The organism is Streptomyces sp. NPDC041200, from assembly GCF_055591805.1.
Genome location: NZ_JBVIZF010000026.1, coordinates 72,415 through 93,395, shown reverse-complemented (window position 1 = coordinate 93,395; position 20,981 = coordinate 72,415). Strand labels below are relative to the sequence as shown.

Annotated in this window: 14 protein-coding genes; 6 read left to right on the top strand and 8 right to left on the bottom strand. The window is 72.9% G+C overall.

All coding sequences use genetic code 11. The features are described from left to right. The 4 genes from ACZ6CL_RS34145 to ACZ6CL_RS34130 all read right to left on the bottom strand — a co-directional run. The coding region (locus ACZ6CL_RS34145) for an AAA family ATPase (protein WP_468943103.1) at positions 1-532 on the bottom strand (532 nt) is incomplete at its 3' end. Continuing rightward, positions 522-3,278, bottom strand: coding sequence for an AAA family ATPase (locus ACZ6CL_RS34140; protein ID WP_468943101.1), 2,757 nt, complete (start codon positions 3,276-3,278; stop codon positions 522-524). The genes ACZ6CL_RS34140 and ACZ6CL_RS34145, both read right to left, overlap by 11 nt. 61 nt (positions 3,279-3,339) lie before the next feature. Further along, positions 3,340-6,243 carry a helix-turn-helix transcriptional regulator gene (locus ACZ6CL_RS34135; protein ID WP_468943099.1) on the bottom strand — a complete coding sequence of 968 codons (2,904 nt, stop codon included), beginning with the start codon at positions 6,241-6,243 and terminating at the stop codon, positions 3,340-3,342. Positions 6,244-6,514: 271 nt separating this feature from the next. Continuing rightward, positions 6,515-6,709, bottom strand: a complete 195-nt coding sequence (locus ACZ6CL_RS34130) for a DUF5999 family protein (RefSeq protein WP_468943096.1) — start codon at positions 6,707-6,709, stop codon at positions 6,515-6,517. 364 nt (positions 6,710-7,073) lie between these two features. Between ACZ6CL_RS34130 and ACZ6CL_RS34125 the strand changes: the two genes are divergently transcribed. Next, entirely contained in the window at positions 7,074-9,377 is a 2,304-nt protein-coding gene (locus ACZ6CL_RS34125; protein WP_468943094.1) for an ATP-binding protein, read from the top strand. Between the two features lie 214 nt (positions 9,378-9,591). Beyond that, a complete protein-coding gene (locus tag ACZ6CL_RS34120; protein WP_468943091.1) occupies positions 9,592-11,799 on the top strand; it encodes a pyridoxal phosphate-dependent aminotransferase in 2,208 nt (735 codons plus the stop codon). Here the strand turns inward: ACZ6CL_RS34120 and ACZ6CL_RS34115 are convergent. Then, positions 11,794-12,123, bottom strand: coding sequence for a hypothetical protein (locus tag ACZ6CL_RS34115; protein WP_468943088.1), 330 nt, complete (start codon positions 12,121-12,123; stop codon positions 11,794-11,796). The genes ACZ6CL_RS34120 and ACZ6CL_RS34115 overlap by 6 nt on opposite strands. A gap of 198 nt (positions 12,124-12,321) precedes the next feature. Between ACZ6CL_RS34115 and ACZ6CL_RS34110 the strand changes: the two genes are divergently transcribed. Beyond that, positions 12,322-13,182 carry a helix-turn-helix domain-containing protein gene (locus tag ACZ6CL_RS34110; RefSeq protein ID WP_468943085.1) on the top strand — a complete coding sequence of 287 codons (861 nt, stop codon included), beginning with the start codon at positions 12,322-12,324 and terminating at the stop codon, positions 13,180-13,182. 5 nt (positions 13,183-13,187) lie between these two features. Further along, on the top strand, positions 13,188-13,424 hold the full coding sequence (locus ACZ6CL_RS34105) for a DUF397 domain-containing protein (RefSeq protein WP_009720660.1): 237 nt from the start codon (positions 13,188-13,190) through the stop codon (positions 13,422-13,424). 73 nt (positions 13,425-13,497) lie between these two features. Here ACZ6CL_RS34105 and ACZ6CL_RS34100 read toward each other — a convergent pair whose 3' ends face one another. Both ACZ6CL_RS34100 and ACZ6CL_RS34095 read right to left on the bottom strand, forming a co-directional pair. Further along, on the bottom strand, positions 13,498-14,652 hold the full coding sequence (locus tag ACZ6CL_RS34100) for a M20 family metallopeptidase (protein WP_468943083.1): 1,155 nt from the start codon (positions 14,650-14,652) through the stop codon (positions 13,498-13,500). 33 nt (positions 14,653-14,685) lie between these two features. Beyond that, the gene (locus ACZ6CL_RS34095) at positions 14,686-16,290 is read right to left on the bottom strand and encodes an AbgT family transporter (protein WP_468943080.1); all 1,605 of its coding nucleotides are present in this window, start codon (positions 16,288-16,290) and stop codon (positions 14,686-14,688) included. A 136-nt stretch (positions 16,291-16,426) separates the two neighbouring features. On the opposite strand from ACZ6CL_RS34095, the gene ACZ6CL_RS34090 reads away from it, so the two are divergent. Beyond that, positions 16,427-17,443, top strand: coding sequence for an Lrp/AsnC ligand binding domain-containing protein (locus tag ACZ6CL_RS34090; RefSeq protein ID WP_468943077.1), 1,017 nt, complete (start codon positions 16,427-16,429; stop codon positions 17,441-17,443). Between the two features lie 1,537 nt (positions 17,444-18,980). Continuing rightward, positions 18,981-20,147, top strand: a complete 1,167-nt coding sequence (locus ACZ6CL_RS34085; protein ID WP_468943076.1) for a transglycosylase family protein — start codon at positions 18,981-18,983, stop codon at positions 20,145-20,147. 103 nt (positions 20,148-20,250) lie between these two features. On the opposite strand, the gene ACZ6CL_RS34080 is transcribed toward ACZ6CL_RS34085, so the two are convergent. After that, positions 20,251-20,964: a DUF429 domain-containing protein gene (locus ACZ6CL_RS34080; RefSeq protein ID WP_468943074.1), complete on the bottom strand. Its 714-nt coding sequence runs from the start codon at positions 20,962-20,964 to the stop codon at positions 20,251-20,253. Positions 20,965-20,981 lie beyond the last annotated feature (17 nt).

Genomic DNA, 20,981 nt, shown 5'->3' with positions numbered 1-20,981 from the left:
CGCCGTCGCGCAGGGCGCAGACGAGTACGGCGCGCAGCCCGTGCAGCCGCTTGGCCAGGTAGGCGAGCCAGCGCAGCGAGGGGGCGTCCGCCCACTGGAGGTCGTCCACCAGGATCAGCAGCGGCTGATCGGCGCCGACGTCGGCCAGCAGGGAGCGCAGTCCGTTCAGCACCGTCTCGGAGAGGGCGACGGAGCGGCACTCGCCCAGCGGCAGGGCGTCGTCGGCGAGGACCATGCGGGCGAAGTCGCCGTGTTCGCGCAGCCAGCGTTCGCAAGCGTCGGGCGGGGCTGTGGTCAGCAGGCTGTCGAAGAGCTGCCGAACCACGCCGAAGGCGAAGTCCTCCTCCATCGGGGCGGCGTTGGCGCGCAGGACGCGGACGTCCTGCCCGGCCAGCAGGGGCAGCCGCTGCAGCAGCGCGGTCCGGCCGATCCCGAGCGGGCCGGTGAGCAGCAGCAGCGACGAGGTGCCCGCGGCGGCGGCCCGCAGGGCTTCCCTGATCTGGGCCACCTCGGTGTCCCGCTCAAGCAACATCCGTGCCGTATCCCTCCGTCGCCCGCACCAGCTCGTGGAGTTCCGCGCGCCCGGCGATCCGCAGCTTCCGGTACGCGACGCTGAGCCGCAGCTCGACCGTGCGCCGGGTCACCGACAGCATCTCGGCGATCTCCCGGTTGCCGTGGCCGAGTCCGGCGAGGGTCGCGGTGCGCCGCTCGGGTTCGGTCAGCGTCGCCCAGGCGGGGTGCGGGCCGGGCCCGGGCGCGGCGGGCTGTCCCAGCCGCTCGGCGAGCGAGCGCACCCGCGCGGCGAGCCTGCTGGAGGGGCGGTGGGTGGTGGTGAACGTGAACAGCTCGGCCACCAGCGGGGCGGCGGCCTGCCGGTCCCCCGCGTCCAGTTCGGCGGTGGCCAGTTCGATCAGCGCACCGGCGTAGGCGAGCCGGGCGGCGGTGGGGCGCAGAGTGCGCACGGCCTCGCGGAGCCGGTCGGCGCGGGCCTCGCGGGCCACCCGTCCGGCGCCCAGCTGGGCCCAGCCGAGGGTGCTGGCGGTGCCCCACCGCCGGGCCAGGGCGATCTCCTCGTGGCACAGCCGCTGGGCCTCCTCGTGGTCGCCGAGCGCGTGGCACGCTCCGGCGGCCCTCGAACGCCAGGGCATCAGGGCGGGGTTGCCCCGGTCGCCGCGCAGCAGCCGCCGTCCGCAACCGCGGAACAGCTCCAGCGCATCCGCGGGTCTGCCGTCCCGGGAGGCCACCAGCCCCCTGGCGAACAGCAGATGGGCGAAGGCCGCGCCGTCCTGGGCCTCGGCCGGTACGGGGGCGGCGGCCAGTTCCCCGGCTTGGCCGGCGTGGCCGCTCTCCAGGGCGACGGTGATCCGCAGCGCCGTCAGATACGGGAGGTGGTGCGGATGCCAGTGGGTGTGGGGCAGGGCGCGCCCGGCGGCGGCGACGTCCCGTTCGGCCGCGTCGAGCCGCCCGCGCCGCAGGTTCAGTTCGCCCCGGACGGCGAGGACGAGCCCGGCGGCGGCCCGGGCGTTGCGCCGCCGCAAGTCGAGGTGCAGGGCGTCCAGCCGCACCTCGGCCTCGTCCAGGTCGTCGGTCAGGAGCAGGATCCGCGCGGCCGTGATCCGGGGCAGGATCAGCTCGTCGCCGCCGGGCTCGCCGGTGAAGGCGCGCCGGGCCAGCGCCCTGGCGGTGGGCAGGTTTTCACCGCGCAGGGCGAGTTGCCGGGCGCGGGCGGCGGCCTGCGCCGGGTCGGTGGGATGGGCGGGCAGCGGGGGGATCTCGGGCAGCAGCAGGTCGGCGTCGTCGTGGCGGCCGGGTTCGGCGAGCCGTAACAGCCCGGCCAGGGCATCCCGTTCGCCGTCGCGGGCGGCGGGCAGCGCGTTCGCCACGGCGGACCGCAGGCTGTACACGCCGCCGCGGGCGAGGCCGAGGTCGGCGGCGCGCACCCGGGCCCGGGCGGGTGCGTCGCCGCCGGTCCGGATGATCTCCGCGAGCCGCCGGTCGCCGGCCTCGGGCGCGCTCAGCACCTCGATGGCGGCCAGCTCCAGGCCGAGTTGGAGGCGCCCGTCGCGGTCCTGGTGCTCCGCCAGGGCGCGGGACAGGCAGGCGATGGCGCGGGCGGGGTGCCCGGCCCGCAGGGCGGCGGTGGCGGTGCGGCGCAGTGCGTGGACGGCCCAGGGTTCGCCGAGCGGGCGGGCGGCGAGCAGCAGCCGGGCGATGTCCTCGTCGGGTACGGCGGCCCGGTGGGCGAGTTCGGCGGCCCGGGCGTGCAGGTCGGCCCGCTCGTCGGCGGTCATCTCCTCCAGGATCCAGTTCCGTGCCTCCGGGCAGCACAGCCGCAGCCCGGTGCCGGTGTCGGTGGCCAGGCCGCTGGCCTCCAGCGCCGCGGACAGTCCGGATTCGCTCGCCGCTCGGGGCCCGGCGAGCGCGTACACCAGGGGCAGTTCGAGGAGTTCGCCGCAGACGGCCAGGGCGCGGACGACCGCGACGGCGGTGTCGGAGAGCCCGCCGAGCGCGCGGACGACGTAGTCGCCGCAGACGGCCTCGATGAGCGCGCGCAGCTCCGGCGCCCGTCCGTCGACCGGCTGGTGGCCGCGTGCGGTGAACTGGGCCAGCGCCTCGTGCAGCACCATGGGGTTGCCCGCGCTCACCTCGAACGCCGTCTCCGTGAACGCGTCCTCGCCGGGCTGTCCGCAGACCGCGGCGATCATGGTGGCGACGTCCCGCCGGGTGAACGCGGACAGCGCGAGCTGACGGGTGGGGACCAGGCCGGGGAAGGGGGAACCGCCCCACCAGCCGGGGCGGCTGACGCCTCTGCTGCTCGCCAGCAGCGCGACCGGCTTCCCGGGCAGTCGCCGTACCAGGGCGTCGAACCAGTGCCGGGAAGCCGGGTCCAGCCAGTCCACCTCGTGGACGACGAGCAGCGTCGGCCGGTCGTGGGCGCCGCGCAGCAGTTCGGCGAGGCCCGGCAGTCCGCTGTCCGGACCCGGTTCGGCGAGCGTCGCCAGCGTGCGGTCGCTGAGTCCGTCCAGCGGTGTCAGCAGCTGCTGCACCACGCCGTAGCGCAGTCCGCTCTCGCCCCGTGTGGCGTGGGCGGTCAGGGTGCGCAGCCCGCGTTCTCCGGCGAGCCGGGCCGCCCGGCGCAGCAGCGGGCCGCAGCCGAAGCCGGGCCGGCCGGACAGGGTGACGACCGCCGGGTGGCCCGCCGCCAGGTCGGTGATGACCGAGTCCAGCACCGCCTGCTCTCGTTCCCGTCCCGGGAACGGAAGCCCGTTGAGCTGCATGGAACGACTATATGTCGAACGGATAGTCGAGGCGGGGGAGGGCGGCGCCGGGGTGTCGCGCTCAGTCGCGGCCACGTACCTGGGACACCCACGCCGGGGCCTGCGGGTGCGGAATGCTGGGGGTGCGCAGCACCGAGGTCAGCTCGGCCCGCTGGGTCAGCCCCAGTTTCCGGTAGACGCTGGTGAGATGCGTCTCGACGGTACGTACCGTGACGAACAGCGACTCGGCGATCTCCCGGTTGCCCGACCCGGCCGCGGCGAGGGTGGCGACCTTGCGCTCGGTGCCGGTGAGCAGGTCCACCGGGGAGGCGGTGATCTCGCGCATCCGGCCGCCCGCGGCGACCAGCCGCCGCCGGGCGGCCTTGGCGAGCGCCAGTGCGCCGCAGCTCTGGGCGAGGTCGGCGGAGGTCCGCAGGTGCTCGCGGGCGCCACGGGAGTCCCCGGCGTCCAGCAGGGCGGCGCCGAGCGTGAATTCGGCCCGGGCGTGCTCGGCGCGGGCGGGCGAGGCGGACAGCTGCTCGACGGATTCGGTGAGCAGGGCGATGCCGGTCTCGCCGCGGGTGGTCATGCCGCGGGCGAGCGCGGCGAGTCCGAGGGCGCGGGGGGTGCCCCACCGGCGGGCGAGTTCGGTGCCGTGGTCGACGACGTCCCGGGCCTGGTCGGCGCGCTTCTCGGCGGCGTACACCCAGGCCGCCTCGGCCCACCAGGGGATGAAGCACGGGTTGGCGAACCCGGTCTCCTCCAGGGACGAGCCGCAGTCGAGCAGCAGCCGCAGCGCGGTCCGCCCGTCGCCGAGCGCCCAGCGGGCCCGGGCGCGGGCCATCAGGTACCAGTGGTACTCCATGACGAACCCGTCCAGGTTCGGCCGGGTGACCTGGCCCAGCAGCTCTTCGGCCCGCTCGGGCTCGCCGCGGTCGACCAGTATGGTCGCCAGGGCGATATGGGGCATCGTCATGTGGCTGCCCCACCGCTCTTGGCCGACGATCTCGACGGCGGTCTGGGCGTCGGCCAGCGCGTCCGGCATCGCGCCGAACCCGTGCAGGATGAGGGCGCGGGTGGAGAGGGTGAGGACGTACGACCACACCGCGGCGTTCTCCTGGCCGTACCGCAGCGAGCGGTCCAGCGCCTCCAGCGCGTCCTCGACCTCGTCGGCCAGGCCCAGGGTGAACGCGGAGAAGAGCAGCGACCAGTTGCCGAACGCCACCCCCGGGGGACGCAGCGCGCGGCGGGCCTGGCGCACCGTACGCTCCGGAGAGGTGCCCTCCATCGCGCTGAGCACGGTCATCATGGCCAGCAGCTGCCGCTGTGCGGGCGTGTCCCCGGCCGGTTCGGCCAGCTCCGCGAACCGCTCCCGGACCGTGGTGATGGTCGCCTTCTCGTCGGATCCGCTGATCAGCAGCGCGGACCGGACGAGGGTGAGCAGTTCGTGGTCGCGGGGTTCGGGGTCGGGCCCCAGCTCGGCCTCCAGCGCGTCCAGTACGCCGACGAGCGTCCGTACGGCGGCCGGTGACTGCTGCACCGTCAGGCAGGTCATCCCCAGCTGTACGGCGATGGGCGCCTTGGCGCGTACGTCGGGGGTGAGTTCGAGGGCGTCCTTCAGGAGCTGGATCGCCTCCACCGGGTGGGTCTCGGCGAGCGCCCCGGCCAGCTGGACCCGGGTGGACACGCTGTCGGGCTCGGCCTCCAGGATCCGGCGCAGATAGCGGGCGACGGCCTCGGGCGCGCCGCGGTTCACGGCCTGGCCGGCGGCCTCCCGCAGCACCCAGCGCATCCACGGCTGGGGGTCTCCGGGCACCAGCAGCACCTGGCCCGCGACCTCTTCGGCGGGGCGGCCGATATCGCTGAGCAGTTGGGCGGCCCGCGCGCGGAGACCGGGCAGGGCGTCGGCCCCGGCGGCGTCGAGCACGGCCGAGCGCACCACGTCGTGGATGAAGCCGGGGCGGTCCGGCGCCACCACCTCGGCGCCGCGCAGCAGCGTCACCGCCTCCTCGACGTGTGCGGCGGACACCCCGGCGAGGGCGCCGATGTGCTCCGGGTCCTCCTCGCCGAGCACGGCGATCGCGGTGGCCACGTCCCGGACCCAGCCGGGCTGGCGGGCGAACAAGGCGTGCACCGACTGGGCGACCACGTACTGGCCGACCTCGGCGATCTCGCGGATCCCGGTGTCGTCCGGCCGCGCTCCCTTGGCCCGCAGCTCGTGCAGGAGCCGGGTGACGGTGAGAGGGTTGCCGCCGCAGACGGCGGCGGCGCGCTCGGCGAAGGAGGGCGCGACGGGGAGCGGGAAGATCTCCCGGGCCATCTCGGCCACGTCGGCGTCGGTCAGCGGGCCGAGCCGGAGCGCCGAGGAGCGGGGCTGGGCGGCGATGTCGGCCAGCGCGGCGGGCGCGACGGGCTCCGCCTCGGTGCGCAGGGCGAGCACCACGAGGAGCGGCAGGTGGTCGGCGCGCCGCAGCAGGAAGTCGATCCAGCGCAGCGAGCGTTCGTCGCACCAGTGCGCGTCGTCGAGGACGAGCGCGAGCGGGCCCTGTGACATGAGGTTCACCGCGAGCCAGTAGAGCCCGTGGAGCACCGGGTAGGCGGTGGCGGACGAGGGCTGGTCCTCGTCGCCGGGCCAGGGGGCGAGCGCGGGCAGGGCGCGGCGGGCACTGCCCCGCAGCAGCGGGGAGTCGACCGCGTCGTCGGCGGTCAGCTCGAGGGGGCCGAAGAGGGCGCGTACGCCGCCGTAACCGGAACCGGCCACGACCTCGCCGCAGGTGCCGTGCAGGACGGTCATCTTCCCGCAGGTGTCGCTGTCGAGGAAGGCGCGCAGCAGACTGGTCTTGCCGATTCCGGCGGGCCCGGAGAGCACCACCAGACCGGACCGCCCGGCGCAGGCGGCCTCCGCGTGACTGGTCAGCACCGTCAGCTCACCGGTGCGGCCGACCAGCATGCTGGGTAAACCCGAGTCGTTGGCCCGGTCCAGCACAGTGGTCCCCCTCGCACCCCCGTGGTGTGGAATTCGCACAAATACGCTACTCGGCGCGATCATTAGGCTACACGAACAGCCTCACGGCGATCAACGTCGATCGGAGGCGCGCACGAACGCGCACAAGGCGCGCAAGATGCCCCAGAGCGCGCGAAGGCCCGGGAGGCGGAAGGCGTGGTGAGGGCGTTCACCGTTCCGTCCCCGGGCCGTTTTCGTATCACCGTGTGGGTACAAGGCGTGGAGTCGTCAATCGCATCTCCCTTCGTCGGCTTCATCCCGCCTGGTCAGGGCAGGCACGGGGCGCCGGGATGACGCGTCCGTCAGGAAGCAGTTCACCCGTGTCCGCGAAGACCACCACTCCATTGCAGAGCAGACTCCACCCCTGCTCGGGGTAGGAGGCCACCAGACGCGCCGAATCGTGATCGGGCGCGTCGGCGGAAGGACAAGGGGGCTGGTGGAGGCACATGGCGGACCTTCGATCTTCCGCCGACGGTCGGCGGAACTCTTCACGAGGTCACCAGCATGGAACGACGGGCCGGGCGGCGAGGAGGGGAGAACTCCCCGGATGGCTACCTGACCCACCCCCGACCCGGTCGCCCTGGGCGACGACCACTCACGCTCGGTGGACGTGCGAGCACCGGCGAGGGCCCGCGAAGGCCGAGCGAGCTGCGAGGGCCGTCCCCCGGGCATAGCCTGGACAGTGACCGTTCGGGCCGAGCGGGGGAGTCCCGCCCGCCCGAGGCTGGTGCGAGGCATCGATGGGTGCGGTGGCGACCGGCACCCCGACCGGGCGGCAGACAGGCTGGCTGCCGGCCGAGGTGACGACTTTCGTGGGGCGTCGGCACGAGGCGGCCGAGGCCCGGCGCATGCTGTCCGCCTCCCGGCTGGTGACCCTCACCGGGGTGGGCGGGGTCGGCAAGACCCGGCTGGCGCTGCGGGTCGCCGAGGACGCGCGCCGGGCGTTCGCCGACGGGGTCTGGCTGGTCGAACTGGCCGCCTTGGAGACCCCGGATCTCCTCGCCCAGAGCGTGGCCGAGGCCCTGGAGGTCCGGGACCAGTCCGCCCGGCCGCCGCTGGACGTCCTGGTCGACCATCTGCGCGAGCGGCAGACGCTGATCGTCCTGGACAACTGTGAGCATCTGATCCAGGGCTGCGCGCTGCTCGCCGACCGGCTGCTGCGGGCGGCTCCCCGGCTGCGCATCCTGGCCACCAGCCGCCAGGCGCTGGGCACCGCCGGCGAGCAGACCCTGTCCGTTCCGGCGCTGGCGCTGCCCGGCACCACCGGGCCCCGGCTGTCCACCGCGGCGCTGGCGCAGTGCGACGGGGTGCGGCTGTTCGTCGAACGGGCCGGGGCGATCCTGCCGGGCTTCGCCGTCACCGAGGCCAACCGGGACGCCGTGGAGCGGGTGTGCCGCAGACTGGACGGCATCCCGCTCGGGATCGAGCTGGCGGCCGTACGGCTGCGCGCCCTCTCCGTCCAGCAGCTGCTGGACCGCCTCGAGGACCGTTTCCGGCTGCTGACCACCGGCTCCCGGTCGGTGCTCCCCCGCCACCAGACCCTGCGGGCGCTGATCGACTGGAGCCATGACCTGTGCACCGAGCAGGAGCGGCTGCTGTGGTCCCGGGTCTCGGTGTTCGCCGGGAGCCTGGACCTGGAGGCCGCCGAGGCGGTCTGCGCGGGCGACGGCATCGCCCGCGAGGACGTGCTGGACCTGGTGACCGAGCTGGTGGACAAGTCGGTGCTGATGCGGGAGGAGCACGGCGCCACGGTGCGCTACCGGATGCTGGACACGCTGCGCCAGTACGGCCGCGAACGGCTTGAGGCCGCCGGGGAGGAGCCCGACCGGCTGCGGCGGCACCGCGACTACTACCGGCAGCTGGCGGCCGACGCGCGCGCCGCGCTGTTCGGCCCGGCCCAGGTGCAGTGGTTCACCCGGCTCCAGCTGGAGCACGCCAATCTGCGCAGCGCCCTGGAGTCCAGCTTCGCCGAACCGGAGGAGACCACCTGCGGCCTGGGGATCGCGGCCGACCTGCTCTACCACTGGATCACCAGCTACTACCTCGGCGAGGGGCGGCGCTGGCTGGACGAGGGGCTCGCCGCCTGCCCCGAGCCGACCGAGGTACGGGCCCGGGCGCTGTGGACCAACAGCTGGCTGGCCATCATCCAGTCCGACACCAAGGCGGCCGCGGCCATGCTGGCGGAGAGCCGGGCCATCGGCGAACGGCTCGGCCTGGCCCCGGTCCTGGCGTACGCGGCGCTCTACTCCGGCATGGTCGCCATGTACCGGGGCGACGCTCCGTCCGCGATCGCGCTCTACCAGGAGGCGGTGGCCCGCCACCGGGCCACCGGCGATCCGGTCGGGCTCGCGCTGGCCCTCATCCGGCTCTCCCTGGCCCACTCCTTCATCGGCGACTCGCCGCGCGCCATCGCGCTGGGCGAGGAGTCCCTGGAGGTGTGCGACGCCTACGGCGAGGGCTGGCACCGGGCGTACACGATGATGGCGCTCGGCGTCGAGGTGTGGCGCCAGGGCGACACCGCCCGCGCGGCCGCCCTGGAGAAGGACAGTCTGACCTTCAACCGCTCGCTCGACGATCCGCTGGGCGTGGGGGTCAACCTGGAGGTGCTGGCCTGGATCGCCGCCACCGACCGGGACCACCGGCGGTCGGCCCGGCTGCTGGGCGCCGTACGGACCCTCTGGCAGTCGGTCGGCTCCTCGCTCTCCGGCTACGGGCACCTGGCCCACTACCACGACCAGTGCGTGGCGGACGTGGCCCGGGCGCTGGGCAGACCGGCGTACAACGCGGCCGTCAAGCAGGGCGCCCGGCTCCGTTACGACCAGGCGCTGGTCTACGCGCTGGAGGACGAACTGCCCACCGGGGAGGCGGCGGCGCCCGAGCGGCCGTCGCCGCTGACGCCCCGGGAGACCGAGATCGCCCAGCTGGTGGCGCAGGGGCTCAGCAACAAGGAGATCGCCGCGGCGCTGGTGATAGCACAGCGAACCGCCGAGGGCCATATTGAGCACATTTTGAGCAAACTTGGTTTCACCTCGCGTGCTCAGGTAGCTGTTTGGGTAGCGCACCAGGACCGGGCCGCCCTCACCGACGGCGAGCGTCCGCCGGACGCCCCCGCCTGACGCTCCGCGACCGCCACCACCCTCCGGGCGAGCGGGCGACAGGCCGAGCAAGGGGCGGAATTTTATTCGATCAGGGAACATCTGTCCCTCGGTTTCGCGCACACCCCACGAAAATCCTCAGGTCCCCCACGTTTTTGGGATCATGCGTCAGGCTCGAGGGACGAGCCGCAAAGGTCGTGATTGCACGACCCCTTGCGACCGAGGAGGTCCCGCCGTGACTGTTGCCGCAGTCGGCAATTCCGGTGATGCCATGGAACTCTTCCGTGGCACCGCCCACAGCCCGTCTTTCTTCGCGCTCAACCGCGCCGGGATCACGGGTGGCGGACAGGAGCTTGTGGACTTCTGCATCCCCTGCAATCCGTACTTCCCCACCCCCGCCATGTTCGCCGTGATGGCGGTCAGGCTGCGGGAGATCCTCACGTACTACCCGAGTTCCGCGGACACCATCACCGCCGAACTGGCCGATGTGCTGGGCCTGCAGCCGCAGACCATGGCCATGGGCAACGGTTCGACCGAGCTGATCACCTGGATCGACCATCTACTGGTGAAGGAAAGCCTCGCGGTGCCGATTCCCACCTTCGGCCGGTGGACGGACCAGCCGATGGAGACCGGCAAGCGGGTCGACATGTTCCAGCTCCCGGAGATGAACGGATTCCAGCTCGACCCACAGGCCTTCGTCCAATTCGTCCGGTCCCGCGGCTCCCGGGTCGCCGTCATCTGCAATCCCAACAACCCGGACGGCGGGCTGCTGTCCCGCCAGGCCGTCATCGGCCTCATGGACGCGCTGTCCGATCTCGACCTCGTGGTGATCGACGAGTCCTTCCTGGAGTTCGCCGACGCCGAGGCGTATCCGAGCGTCGTGGACGAGGCGATCCTGCGGCCCAACGTCATCGTCCTGCGCAGCCTCGGCAAGAGCTTCGGACTGCACGGCGTCCGCTTCGGCTACCTCGTCGCCAATCCGGCACTGGCCGTGCAGATCCGCTCCCGGCTGCCGAAGTGGAACCTGAACTCCTTCGCCGAGGTCATCGTCTTCATGCTCAAGCGGTACCGGCAGGAGTACGTGCAGAGCCTGCGCATGCTCAGCCGCGACCGGCAGGAGATGACGTCCCAGCTGGCCGGGCTGCCCGGGATGACGGTCTTCCCCTCCCAGGGCAACTTCGTCTTCGTCAAGCTGCCGGGTGGCACGGACGGCGCCTGGGTCCGGGACCAACTGCTCGCCCAGCACGGGGTCCTGGTCCGCGAATGCGGCAACAAGCTGGGCAGCAGCAGCCAGTTCATGCGGCTGGTGGTGCGCTCCCAGCCGGATGTGCAGCGGCTGCTGACCGGGCTGAGCACCGTGCTCTACGGGACCTCCTTCTACGCCCCCCAGATCAGCTACGAGCAGCAGCGCGGCTGGGACGTTCAGGCGCCGCTCTACTCCGCCCCGGCCCAGCAGCTGGACTACCAGTACCAGCAGATGCCGCAGCTGCCCGCGGCGCCCGCCGCTCCCGAACCCCAGCCGCCGATCCAGCAGACACCGGAGCAGATGCAGCAGATCCTGCAAATGCAGCAGATGCAGCAGGCGGCGCCGCAGCAGCAGCTGTACTCGGCGAACGCCCTCCCCGCGCCGCAGGGCGTGGCCTCGGACGCGTACGGACAGTCCGACCCGTACGGGCAGTCGGGGTCGTCGGCGCAGTCGCCGTCGCAGCCGCCCGCCGAGCTGGCACCCGCGTACGTCGCCACTCCCCCGGTCCAGACGCCGCTGTACCAGGTACCGGCGCAGCAGCAGATACCCCAGCAGATGCAGTCGATGCCACAGATGCAGCAGACGCCACAGATGCCGCAGATGCAGTCGATGCCGCAGATGGCTCAGATGCAGCAGGCCCCCCAGATGGCCGAGCAGATGGCTCAGCAGCAGATGCAACAACAGATGCAGCAGATGGCGATGCAGCAGCCCCAGATGGGGCAGATGCAGCAGGCCCCCGCGCCGCAGCCCCAGGCGGCGCAGGGCCAGGCACCGTACCTGCAGATGGCTCAGACCCCGCAGACGCAGTTCCCTCAGGCCCAGGCCCCACAGGTCCCGCAGGCGCAGACTCCGCAGATGCAGATGGCGCAGGCCGAGACCGGCCAGATCCCGGTCGTCCAGCCGCAGGCCCCGGCGCAGGGCGCGATGGCCGGGTACGCCCAGGGGCCCTCGCCCTCCGAGCAGACGGCGCTCGACCAGATCCCGCTCTACCGGCCCGAGCCGACCCCCGTACCGGAGCCGTCCCCGGCGGAGCAGACCCAGGTCATCGACTACGACCCGGCCGAGCTGAGGGCCTCCACCCCGGCCCGGCCCAGCCGCCCCGCCGACGCCGACAAGGACCCGGACGGTTCCGGGCCCGCGCTGATGCGCTACCCGCGCCCGGCCGCGTACTTGCAGACGGACGACAACGCCTCATGATCCGGAACGCCGGTCTCCGCGCGGCCAGGCCGGAGAGACCCCGGCCACCGCGCAGACGGCGATGTGCAGCAGCAGCGGGTGGGTGTAGGGCATTCCGTCGTCCGGCGAGTGCACCACCCGCGGTCCCCCTGCCGCCCGGTCGGTCCGCCGCCCGAGCGGCGGACCGACCGGCACCGCGCCCACCGCGTAGACGGCCGCCGAGGGCCAGTTGACCCCGATGTCCGACTGAGACGGCACGATCCACCACCAGCGGCCTCCGGCGGCCAGGACGCAGCCCACCCGGGGCAGCCGTGCCATGACCGCGGGCCCGTACCGCTCGGCCACTCCCACCGCGTCGTGCGGCCGACACGGCCGCGATGACGGCGGCCTCCGTAACGGGATCATGACGCAACTATCGCGATGGCCGCGCACACATGGCAAGTAACACTCTGAATTGTGCAGAGTTGCTTGTGCAGTGTGTCTGGGCCGTACTGGACATGGCAGACTGCGGGCATCAGCCACGGGGGCAGGGGAGGTAGCAAGGTGAGCGAACCGCGGTCGGCCCCGACCGTGGGCCAGGTCGTCCTCGGGAAACGCCTGCAGGAGCTGCGCGAGAAGGCGGGGTTCAAGCGCGAAGAGGCCGCGCGGGTGTTACGAGTCGCCCCGGCCACCGTCCGCCGGATGGAGACCGCCGAGGTCGCCCTCAAGGTGCCCTACGTGCGGATGCTGCTGGACTCCTACGGGGTCATCGGCGCGGAGTTGGAAGGGTTCATCGCCCTCACCGAGGAGGCCAACCGCCCCGGCTGGTGGCAGCGGTTCCACGACATCCTGCCGGACTGGTTCAGCGTGCACGTCAGCCTGGAGGGCGCGGCCGAGATGATCCGGGCGTACGAGCCGCACTTCGTCCCCGGCCTCCTGCAGACCGAGGACTACGCCCGCGCCGTCATGCAGACCGGTGCCATCGGCAAGGCCGGGGCCCAGGAGGCCGAGCGGCATGTGGCGCTGCGGATGGAGCGCCAGTCGCTGCTGAACCGCCCGGACGCGCCCCGGCTGTGGGTCGTGATGGACGAGACCGTGCTGCGCAGACCCGTCGGCGAGCCCGCGGTGATGCGCAGACAGGTGGACCGGCTGCTGGAGAGCACCGAGATGCCGCATGTGACGCTGCAGATCTCGGAGTTCGCCTCCGGTCACCATCCGGGCACCTACGGGCCCTTCGTCCTCTTCCGCTTCGCTGTTCCCGAACTGCCGGACATGGTCTACGTCGAGTACCTCACCGGCGCCGTCTACCTCGATGAACGCATCGAGGTGGCCTCGCATCTGGAGGCCATGGACCGCATGGCGGCCCAGGCGGCAACCGCACGACGCACAAAGGAAATCCTCCGCGATTTCCGCAAGGAGCTCTGATCTGCATGGATCGCATCTACAACGGCATGCGCGCCACCGACCTCGGCACCGAAGGCTGGCGCAAGCCGTGGAGCGGTGGCAACGGCGGCAACTGCGTCGAGGTCATGAAGCTGGACGACGGCCGGGTCGCGATCCGTCAGTCCAAGGATCCGGACGGCCCGGCGCTCATCTACACCCGCAGCGAGATAACCGCCTTCATCCAGGGCGCCAAGGAGGGCAAGGCCGACTTCCTGGTCTCCTGACCCCGCTCTCCTGAACCGTCCGCCCGCCGCCGTGAGTGACCGTCACGGCGGCGGGCGGCGGTCTTCACGGGGCTTACGAGGCGTCCGCCGCCAGCGCCCGCAGCAACCCGATCGCGAGGGCGGTGCGTGCCGGGACGGCGTCCAGCAGCGTGTGTTCATGGCGGGCGTGGGCGCCCGAGCCGAGGGCGCCGAGGCCGTCGAGGACCGGCCGCCCGAGCGCGGAGACGAAGTTGCCGTCGCTCGCCCCGCCGACCGCGGTCTCCTCCAGCTCCCAGCCCAGTTCGGCCGCGACGGCGTGGGCCTGCTTGAACAGCTGACGGGACGGCTCGTTCGGCACCATCGGCGGCCGGTTCCATCCGCCGCTGACCGCCAGCCGCACCCGCGGATCGGCGGGGGCGAGGGCGGCGAACGCGGCGTCGATGCGCGCCATCTCGGCCGGTTCGGTGATCCGGATGTCGATGCCGCAGCGCGCCTGGGCTGCGACCACGTTGCGGCCGGTGCCGCCGCTGATCAGTCCCACGTTCACGGTGGTGCCCCGCTCCGGGGCGCCGAGGGCGGTGATGTGCGGGACGGCCTCGGCCAAGGCGTGGATCGCGCTGGCTCCGGCCAGCGGATCGAGCCCGGCGTGCGACTCGACGCCGTGCGCCGTCACATCGAACAGCCCGACGCCCTTGCGCGAGGTCTTGAGCGCCCCGTTCTGCGCCGCCTCGAACACCAGGGTGGCCAGGACGCCCTCGCTCAGCCGCTCGATGTGCGGCCGGGAAGACAGGCTGCCAATCTCCTCGTCCCCGTTGAGCAGCAGCCGGACGGTCGGATGCGGCAGCTTCAGCTCGCGCAGCAGCCGCAGCGCCCATACGGCCTGCACCAGGCCGGTCTTCATGTCGAAGGCGCCCGGTCCGCTCGCCTTGCCGTCGGTCACCTCGAAGGGCCACTCGGCGAGGGTCCCGGCCGGCCAGACCGTGTCGTAGTGGCACAGCAGCAGCGCGGTGCCGGGCGCGGTGCCCCGGTAGGTGACGGCCAGCACGTCGCCGTGCGGGCCGCAGTCGTGGCGCTCGGTCTCGTCCGGCTCGCCGAGCCGCGCCACCAGCCAGTCGTGGATCGCGGCGAGCCCGGCGTCCAGCAGGTGCTTGTCGTCGCTCGGCGTCTCCAGTTCCACCAGCGCCCGCAGGTCGTCGGTCATCTCGGGCAGTGCCCGCTCCGTCGCGGCGGCGATGTCGGAGAGCGTCATCAAGGGGTCCTTCCGGGAGGGAGGTTCGGTGGCTCAGCGGACGGGAGCGCCGGGGCCGAGCGGAATGCCCAGCGCCCACCACGCGTAGAAGAGCAGGGTCCAGGTCACCAGCATGGCCAGGGACAGCGGCAGGGTCAGCGAGGCGAGGGTGCCGATGCCCGCGGAGCGCCGGTAGCGCTGGAGGAAGCCGAGCGCCATCACGAAGTAGGCGCTCATCGGGGTGATGGCGTTGGTGCAGGAGTCGGCGATGCGGTAGATCGCCTGGGTGGCCTCGGGGGGCACGTCCAGCAGCATCAGCATGGGGACGAACACCGGGGAGACCAGCGCCCACATGGCCGATCCGCTGGTCATCGCCAGGTTGATGACCGTGCACACCACCACGATGCCCAGGAACGCGACCGGTCCCGTCACCCCGAGGTCCTTGAGGAGGTCGGCGCCCCGGATGGCGAGCACCTGACCCACGCCCGTCCACTTGAAGTAGGCGAGGAACTGGGAGATGGCGAAGAACAGCACCAGGATCGGGGCCATCTCCCGCATGCCCTGGGCCATGAAGTCGGGGATGTCTCGGCTGCCGCGTACGCTGCCCGCCGCGCGCCCGTACACCGTGCCGAGCAGTGCGAAGAGCACTCCGAGCACCACGGCGATCCCGGAGAGCACGGGCGACTCGACGATGCTGCCGCCCTCGCCGCGCAGCGGCGAGCCGGTGGGAATCATGGCCACCACGATCGCCGCGAGGAAGGCCAGGAAGACCAGCCCGCTGCGGCGCAGTCCGCGCCGCTCCTCGGGGCGCAGATCGAGCGCGACCGGGTCGGCGCCGTCCTCCGTGGCGGTCTCGCCGCTGTCGGGCGGCAGCGCCGCCACCTGCCTGGCCGACACCTTCTCGGTGACGAGGGTGATGACGGCGGCCAGGACCACGGAGGAGGCGATCGAGAAGAAGTAGTTGGCCAGCGGGGTGACGGTGTAACCGGGGTCGACCGTGTGCGCGGCCGCCGTGGTCAGTCCGGAGAGCACGGCGTCCATCGGCGTGATCAGCGGGCTCGCGTCGTACCCGGCCGACACACCCACGAAGGCCACCACGATGCCGAGGACCGGGCTGCGTCCGACCGCGCGGAAGGCCAGGCCGCCGAGGGGGACGAGCACCACGTAGGCGGCGTCGGAGGCGATGTGGGCGACCATCGAGGTGAAGGCCAGCGCGAACGTCATCCAGCGCGCCGGGACGCGGGAGACACCGGCCCGCAGCATCGCCGTGAGCATCCCCGACTTGTCGGCGACGGCGACGCCGAGCATCACCACGAGGATGGTGCCGAGCGGCGGGAAGGTGGCGTAGTTGGTGATCGCGTCGGTGATCATCGAGCGCACGCCGTCGACCGAGATCAGGCTGCGGACGACCACGGTCTTGCCGTCGGCCGGATTGTCCGCGGACACGTCCGCCGCGGCCAGTCCCCAGCTCACCACCGCGAGCAGTGCGCTCAGGATGGCGAACAGCCAGAAGGGATGGGGCAGCTTGTTGCCCCAGCGTTCGATGGCGCCGAGAACCCGGAGCAGACGGGACAGCGCCGCGGAGCCCTCCGCGGGCGCCCCGGGCGGCGTCCCGGGTGGTGGGTTGTCGGGCGTGGTGGTGGTGTCGTTCGAGCTCACCGGCCGCACTTCCTTCGTCGGATGACGCAAGCGTGGTCGTCCATTAGAGAAGGACTGACGGAATGAGGCAAGTAAAAGCTTTGTAACGCAAGAATGATTCACTGATCAGGCACTCATCGCACGATACATTCGCTCCATGCCGGACACTTCCCCGCTGGACAATGCCGACCTCGACTTGGTCGCCGCCCTCCAGGTGGCCCCCAGGGCCCCACTCAGCGCGCTCGCCGATGTGCTCGGCAGCTCGGCCAGCACGGTCGGCCGCCGACTGACGCGGCTCGCGGACGAGCGGCTGCTGCGGGTGATCGGGCAGGTGGACTGGCCGATGCTGGCCGAGGGCAACCCCATGCACATCTGGGTGGCCACCGTCCCGGGGCAGGCGCGGCAGGTGGCCGGGCGGCTCGCCGAGCTGCCCGAGATCCCGTTCGTGGCGACGACCACGGGACGCACCGACGTCTACTGCTCCCTGCACGCCACGCGCCGCGCCGGGGCGCGGGAGCTGCTGATGAACCGCATCCCGTCCGTCCCCGGCGTGCGGTCGGCCCACACCGAACTGGTACTGCGGGCCTCGACCAAGTCCGACTCCTGGCGACTGCGGAGGCTCAGCGACGAGCAGTCGCGGGCGCTGCGGGAGGTGCCCGAACCACTGAACGAACCCGCCGAGCCCGCCGAGCCCGCCACCGTCGCCGGTTTCAGCGACGAGGAGCTGGGCGCGGTCGAACTGCTGCGCCACGACGGGCGGGCCAGCGCCGCCGAAGTGGCCCGCGCGCTCGGCATCAGCCGCTCGACCGCCTACCGGCTCACCCAGTCGCTCCTGCGGCGCGGGCTGGTACGGCCCCGGGTGGAGATCGAGCCCGCGCTGCTGGGGTACGCGCTGGAGGTGGTGGTCGAACTGCACGTGGCGCCCGGAGCCATCCAGCAGGTGGCCGACGCCCTCGCCCGGCACCCGTCCGCACGTTACGTGTCGATCGTGGCGGGCACCTCGTCGGTGATCCACCACGGGGTGTTCCGGGACGAGGAGGGGCTGGCCACCTTCCTCACCCACGACCTGGCCGCCCTCCCCGGCATCACCGCCTGCGAGGTGTCCGTGATGCTCGATGTACTGCGCCGCTACTGGATCGGCCGCGCGGACGGACGGCTCGTCACCACGGGCTGATGCGCCAGGACCGCTGGAGGGGACGGGAGCGGCCGGGGGCCGAGGGGGCCGACCGGCGTCCGAGGGCACGGCCCGGAGCGGTGTGCGCCCCCGGCCGGGCGTCCAGCGGCGCGACGGAGCGCCACGTACGCCAGAAGGCCGACGGCGCACGGCCGGTGACGACCGGCATGCGCCGTAGGCGCACTGCACATCCTGGGGTACGGACCGCCGTGCGAGGATTCCCTCGATGCGGCGGGGGATGCCGTACGGAATTGACGGCACCGACGTCGCGGGGGCTCCCGGCGATCCGGGGTCAGGAGGTGATTATCCGGAACCGCTCCTGCGAGCGATCTACCGTGATGAAGTCGATGTGAGGCAATGATATGCGCGTCGGCGCGCTTCCCGCTATACGAGGACCGCGTGATTCTCCGCCAGTTCCCGGCCGCCGCGGGAGTGGCCTCCTTTTCGGAGAACTGGCGCGGTACGCGGGCGGTCCGGGAGGCGGTGGGGGTGGGAGATTAGGCAAACGGCACGTCAAGTTCGCTTGTGAGCCCCCGGGGTTGCCGGGAGGTTGGCCCATGCCTTGAGACGGGGCCAAAGCCGGGTGAGAGCACGGGAGTTGTGGCCGGGGTTCTTCGGTCGCCGTGTACCGTATCCCGCGCCGATGGGCGGTGATGGCGCCAGGCGCGCCAGGCCGGAGGGGGCGGCGCAGGCCGCCCGGGCCGCCGTCGATACCGGTACCGAGGCCCACGCCGAGGCCAACATCGAGTCCCCTGCCGACGGGCCCCTCCCCTACGGCCGCTCCCCGCGGCCCGCGGCGACGGCCGGGCCGCAGGCCGGGGCCGCGACCGCCGTTCACCGCCGGTATTGCCGCGCCCTCTCCACCGCCCTTCCGCTATTCAACTTCTCCCGCTCCGCTCTCCGACCCGCTCTTCGACTTCGCGGTCGCCCCGCGCGACGGCATTCGACCGGTCCGGCGGCCCGGGCCGGTACATCCTGTTCCCCGCCCGGCCCCCGGCACGGCCAAGCGGCCGATCTTGGGCGGGCGGCGGCCGCAATAGCGCTCCACAAGATCCGCCCAACGCGTCCCGCGGTCGCACTCCCCCGCATTGGATCGCCCACGGACCGGTCCGGACCGAACCGCCGCTCCCCGGGCGGAAATTCGGCCGACGTCGAGAAGATGATCGGCCGCCGGTTCCCCGGGAAACCAATCCGCCGGAAAAGCGACATCCCACCGGGGAACCGCGCGCGGCCGGTCGGAGAATCATTTTCCGCCGCCGGGGTCCGCGTACGGCACGCGACGGAAAGCGATCTCGGGCCCGGCGCCCCGGCCGTCCCGTCAGTCCCGGGTCTGTCCGTGCGCCCCCCGGTCCTCCACGCGCCTTCCCCCGCACAGCTGATGGAGCGTCACCCGATCAGGGGGCGGCTTCCGGGAGCGCGCGGCGTCCCGTGACCACCCCTGCGCCTTGTGACCGGCGGCCCCCGCCTGCGGTACTCGTACAGCCGCCGGGACCTCCGGAGGCGACGTCGAGAGCCGTTGTGGAGAGGAACCAGCCTCATGGCCGTTCGAGGAAGTCACCGCCGCCCCGCATCGCCCAGCCGGGTCTCCCCGCTGTGCGCGGTCCTGACCGCGGGCAGCGTCGGCATCGTCCTGCCCTTCCTCAACACCGGCGCCGCCCAGGCGGCCCCGGTCGACACCTGGGACAAGGTCGCCGCGTGCGAGAGCGGCGGCAACTGGCGCATCAACACGGGCAACGGCTACTACGGCGGACTGCAGTTCTCGCAGCACACCTGGGCCGCGTACGGCGGCACCCGGTACGCCCCGCGGGCCGACCTCGCCACCAAGGGCCAGCAGATCGCCGTGGCCGAGGCGGTGCTCCGTGGCCAGGGCCCGGGCGCCTGGCCGGTCTGCTCGGCGCGCGGCCGGCTGTCCCGGTCCGGCCCGCCCGCAGCCGAGGCGGCGAACCGCGGCGCCTCGCGCGGTGCCAAGCCGCCCGCCAAGCAACACCACCCGAAGCGCACCGCCAAGCCATCCGGCAAACACAGTCCCGGGCGGACGGCCGGGGCCGGTTCCGGGACGTACGCGGTGCGCGGCGGCGACACCTTATCCCGCATCGCGACCCGCACCTCCGTCAGCGGTGGCTGGAAAGCGCTGTACCACGCCAACCGCCGCACCATCGGCGCCAATCCGCACCTGATCCACCCGGGCCAGCGGCTCACCCTGCCCTCGGGCAAGGCCCGCGCGGTCAAGCGGCAGTCCCACCGGGCGGCCCCCCAGCGCACGACCGCCCGGCAGTCCGCGGCGCAGCGGTCCACCAAGCACCGGCTGGCGGCCCCGGTCAACGGCCCGATCACCGCGGCATACGGGGTGCGCGGCCCGCGCTGGGCGAGCGGCCACCACACCGGCGTGGACTACGCGGTGCCCATCGGCACCTCGGTGCACGCGGTCGCCCCGGGCACCGTGGTGGCCGCGGGCTGGGCCGGGGCGTTCGGCTACCAGGTGGTCATCCGCCACGCCGAAGGGCTGTACACCCACTACGCGCATCTGTCGGCACTGACGGTACGCACCGGGCAGACTGTCGACGCGGGGCGCCGGATCGCCCGGTCCGGCAACACCGGCAACACCACCGGCCCGCATCTGCACTTCGAGGTACGCACCACCTCGCGCTACGGGTCGGACGTCGACCCGCTCGCCTATCTGCGCCCGTACGGCATCGGCGCCTGACGGCTCCGGACCGGCGCCACTGGACCATTTCCGGGGGTGGGGGAAAAGGGAGGCCGCCCGAGGCACGGCTCGGGCGGCCTCCCGCCGTCTTGCGCCAGGGGGGTCAGTACCAGATGGCGATGTCCAGCCCCGTGTCCGTCTTCTCCGGCGGGGCGGGCAGGCTCACGGCCGTGCCGAGCGCGACGCGGTGTGCGCTCCAGGCCGCCGCCGCGGCGTCCAGGACGTCGTCGGACGGCACCCGCCCGGCCGGGCCCAGGTCGTCGGGCAGGACGATGCCCTGTTGCTGGAGCAGACGGCGGCGCACGGCCTGGCCGTTCCAGCCCTTCTTGCTCCAGGCGACCGGCTCGCCGCCCCGCATGTTCGCGAAGGAGACCTCGGGATGCACCTCGTGGAGCCGGTGGTCGCCGCCGTCCCGGAGGGCGTTGGCCTCCCGGAGCTTCGCCACCAGCCCCCAGGTCTGGCGGGGCAGCCCCAAGCCGGTCAGTTGACGGCGGCACGCGTTGGCCGCGGCGTAGTCCGGCTGCTCCCAGACCTGCCGGGGCGGCACCGGGAAGACCCGCGACCGGTGCGCCCCCAGCGCGTCGGCGGCCAGCTGGTCCGCACGGCGGTTCCCGGACTCCAGCAGCCCCAGCGGCATGTCGACCGCGACCACGGCCGCGTCCTCCAGCCCGGCCAGCAGATCACTCAGCCCGCCGGCTGTCGCGGCACCGGCGAACACACCACCGCGCAGGATCACCGCGACCCAGCCGGAGCGGCAGGCGTCCACCCCCACGACGTCCGGGGACGAACCGAGGAGGGTGTCGCTACGGGAATCCATGCGCCGTATCCGACCAT

Bases quoted from the DNA above. Each gene is read 5' to 3' on its own strand.
- ACZ6CL_RS34140 (WP_468943101.1), bottom strand. From the start codon at position 3,278: ATGCAGCTCAACGGGCTTCCGTTCCCGGGACGGGAACGAGAGCAGGCG.
- ACZ6CL_RS34130 (WP_468943096.1), bottom strand. From the start codon at position 6,709: ATGTGCCTCCACCAGCCCCCTTGTCCTTCCGCCGACGCGCCCGATCAC.
- ACZ6CL_RS34105 (WP_009720660.1), top strand. From the start codon at position 13,188: ATGGATCGCATCTACAACGGCATGCGCGCCACCGACCTCGGCACCGAA.
- ACZ6CL_RS34100 (WP_468943083.1), bottom strand. From the start codon at position 14,652: ATGACGCTCTCCGACATCGCCGCCGCGACGGAGCGGGCACTGCCCGAG.
- ACZ6CL_RS34090 (WP_468943077.1), top strand. From the start codon at position 16,427: ATGCCGGACACTTCCCCGCTGGACAATGCCGACCTCGACTTGGTCGCC.
- ACZ6CL_RS34085 (WP_468943076.1), top strand. From the start codon at position 18,981: ATGGCCGTTCGAGGAAGTCACCGCCGCCCCGCATCGCCCAGCCGGGTC.
- ACZ6CL_RS34080 (WP_468943074.1), bottom strand. From the start codon at position 20,964: ATGGATTCCCGTAGCGACACCCTCCTCGGTTCGTCCCCGGACGTCGTG.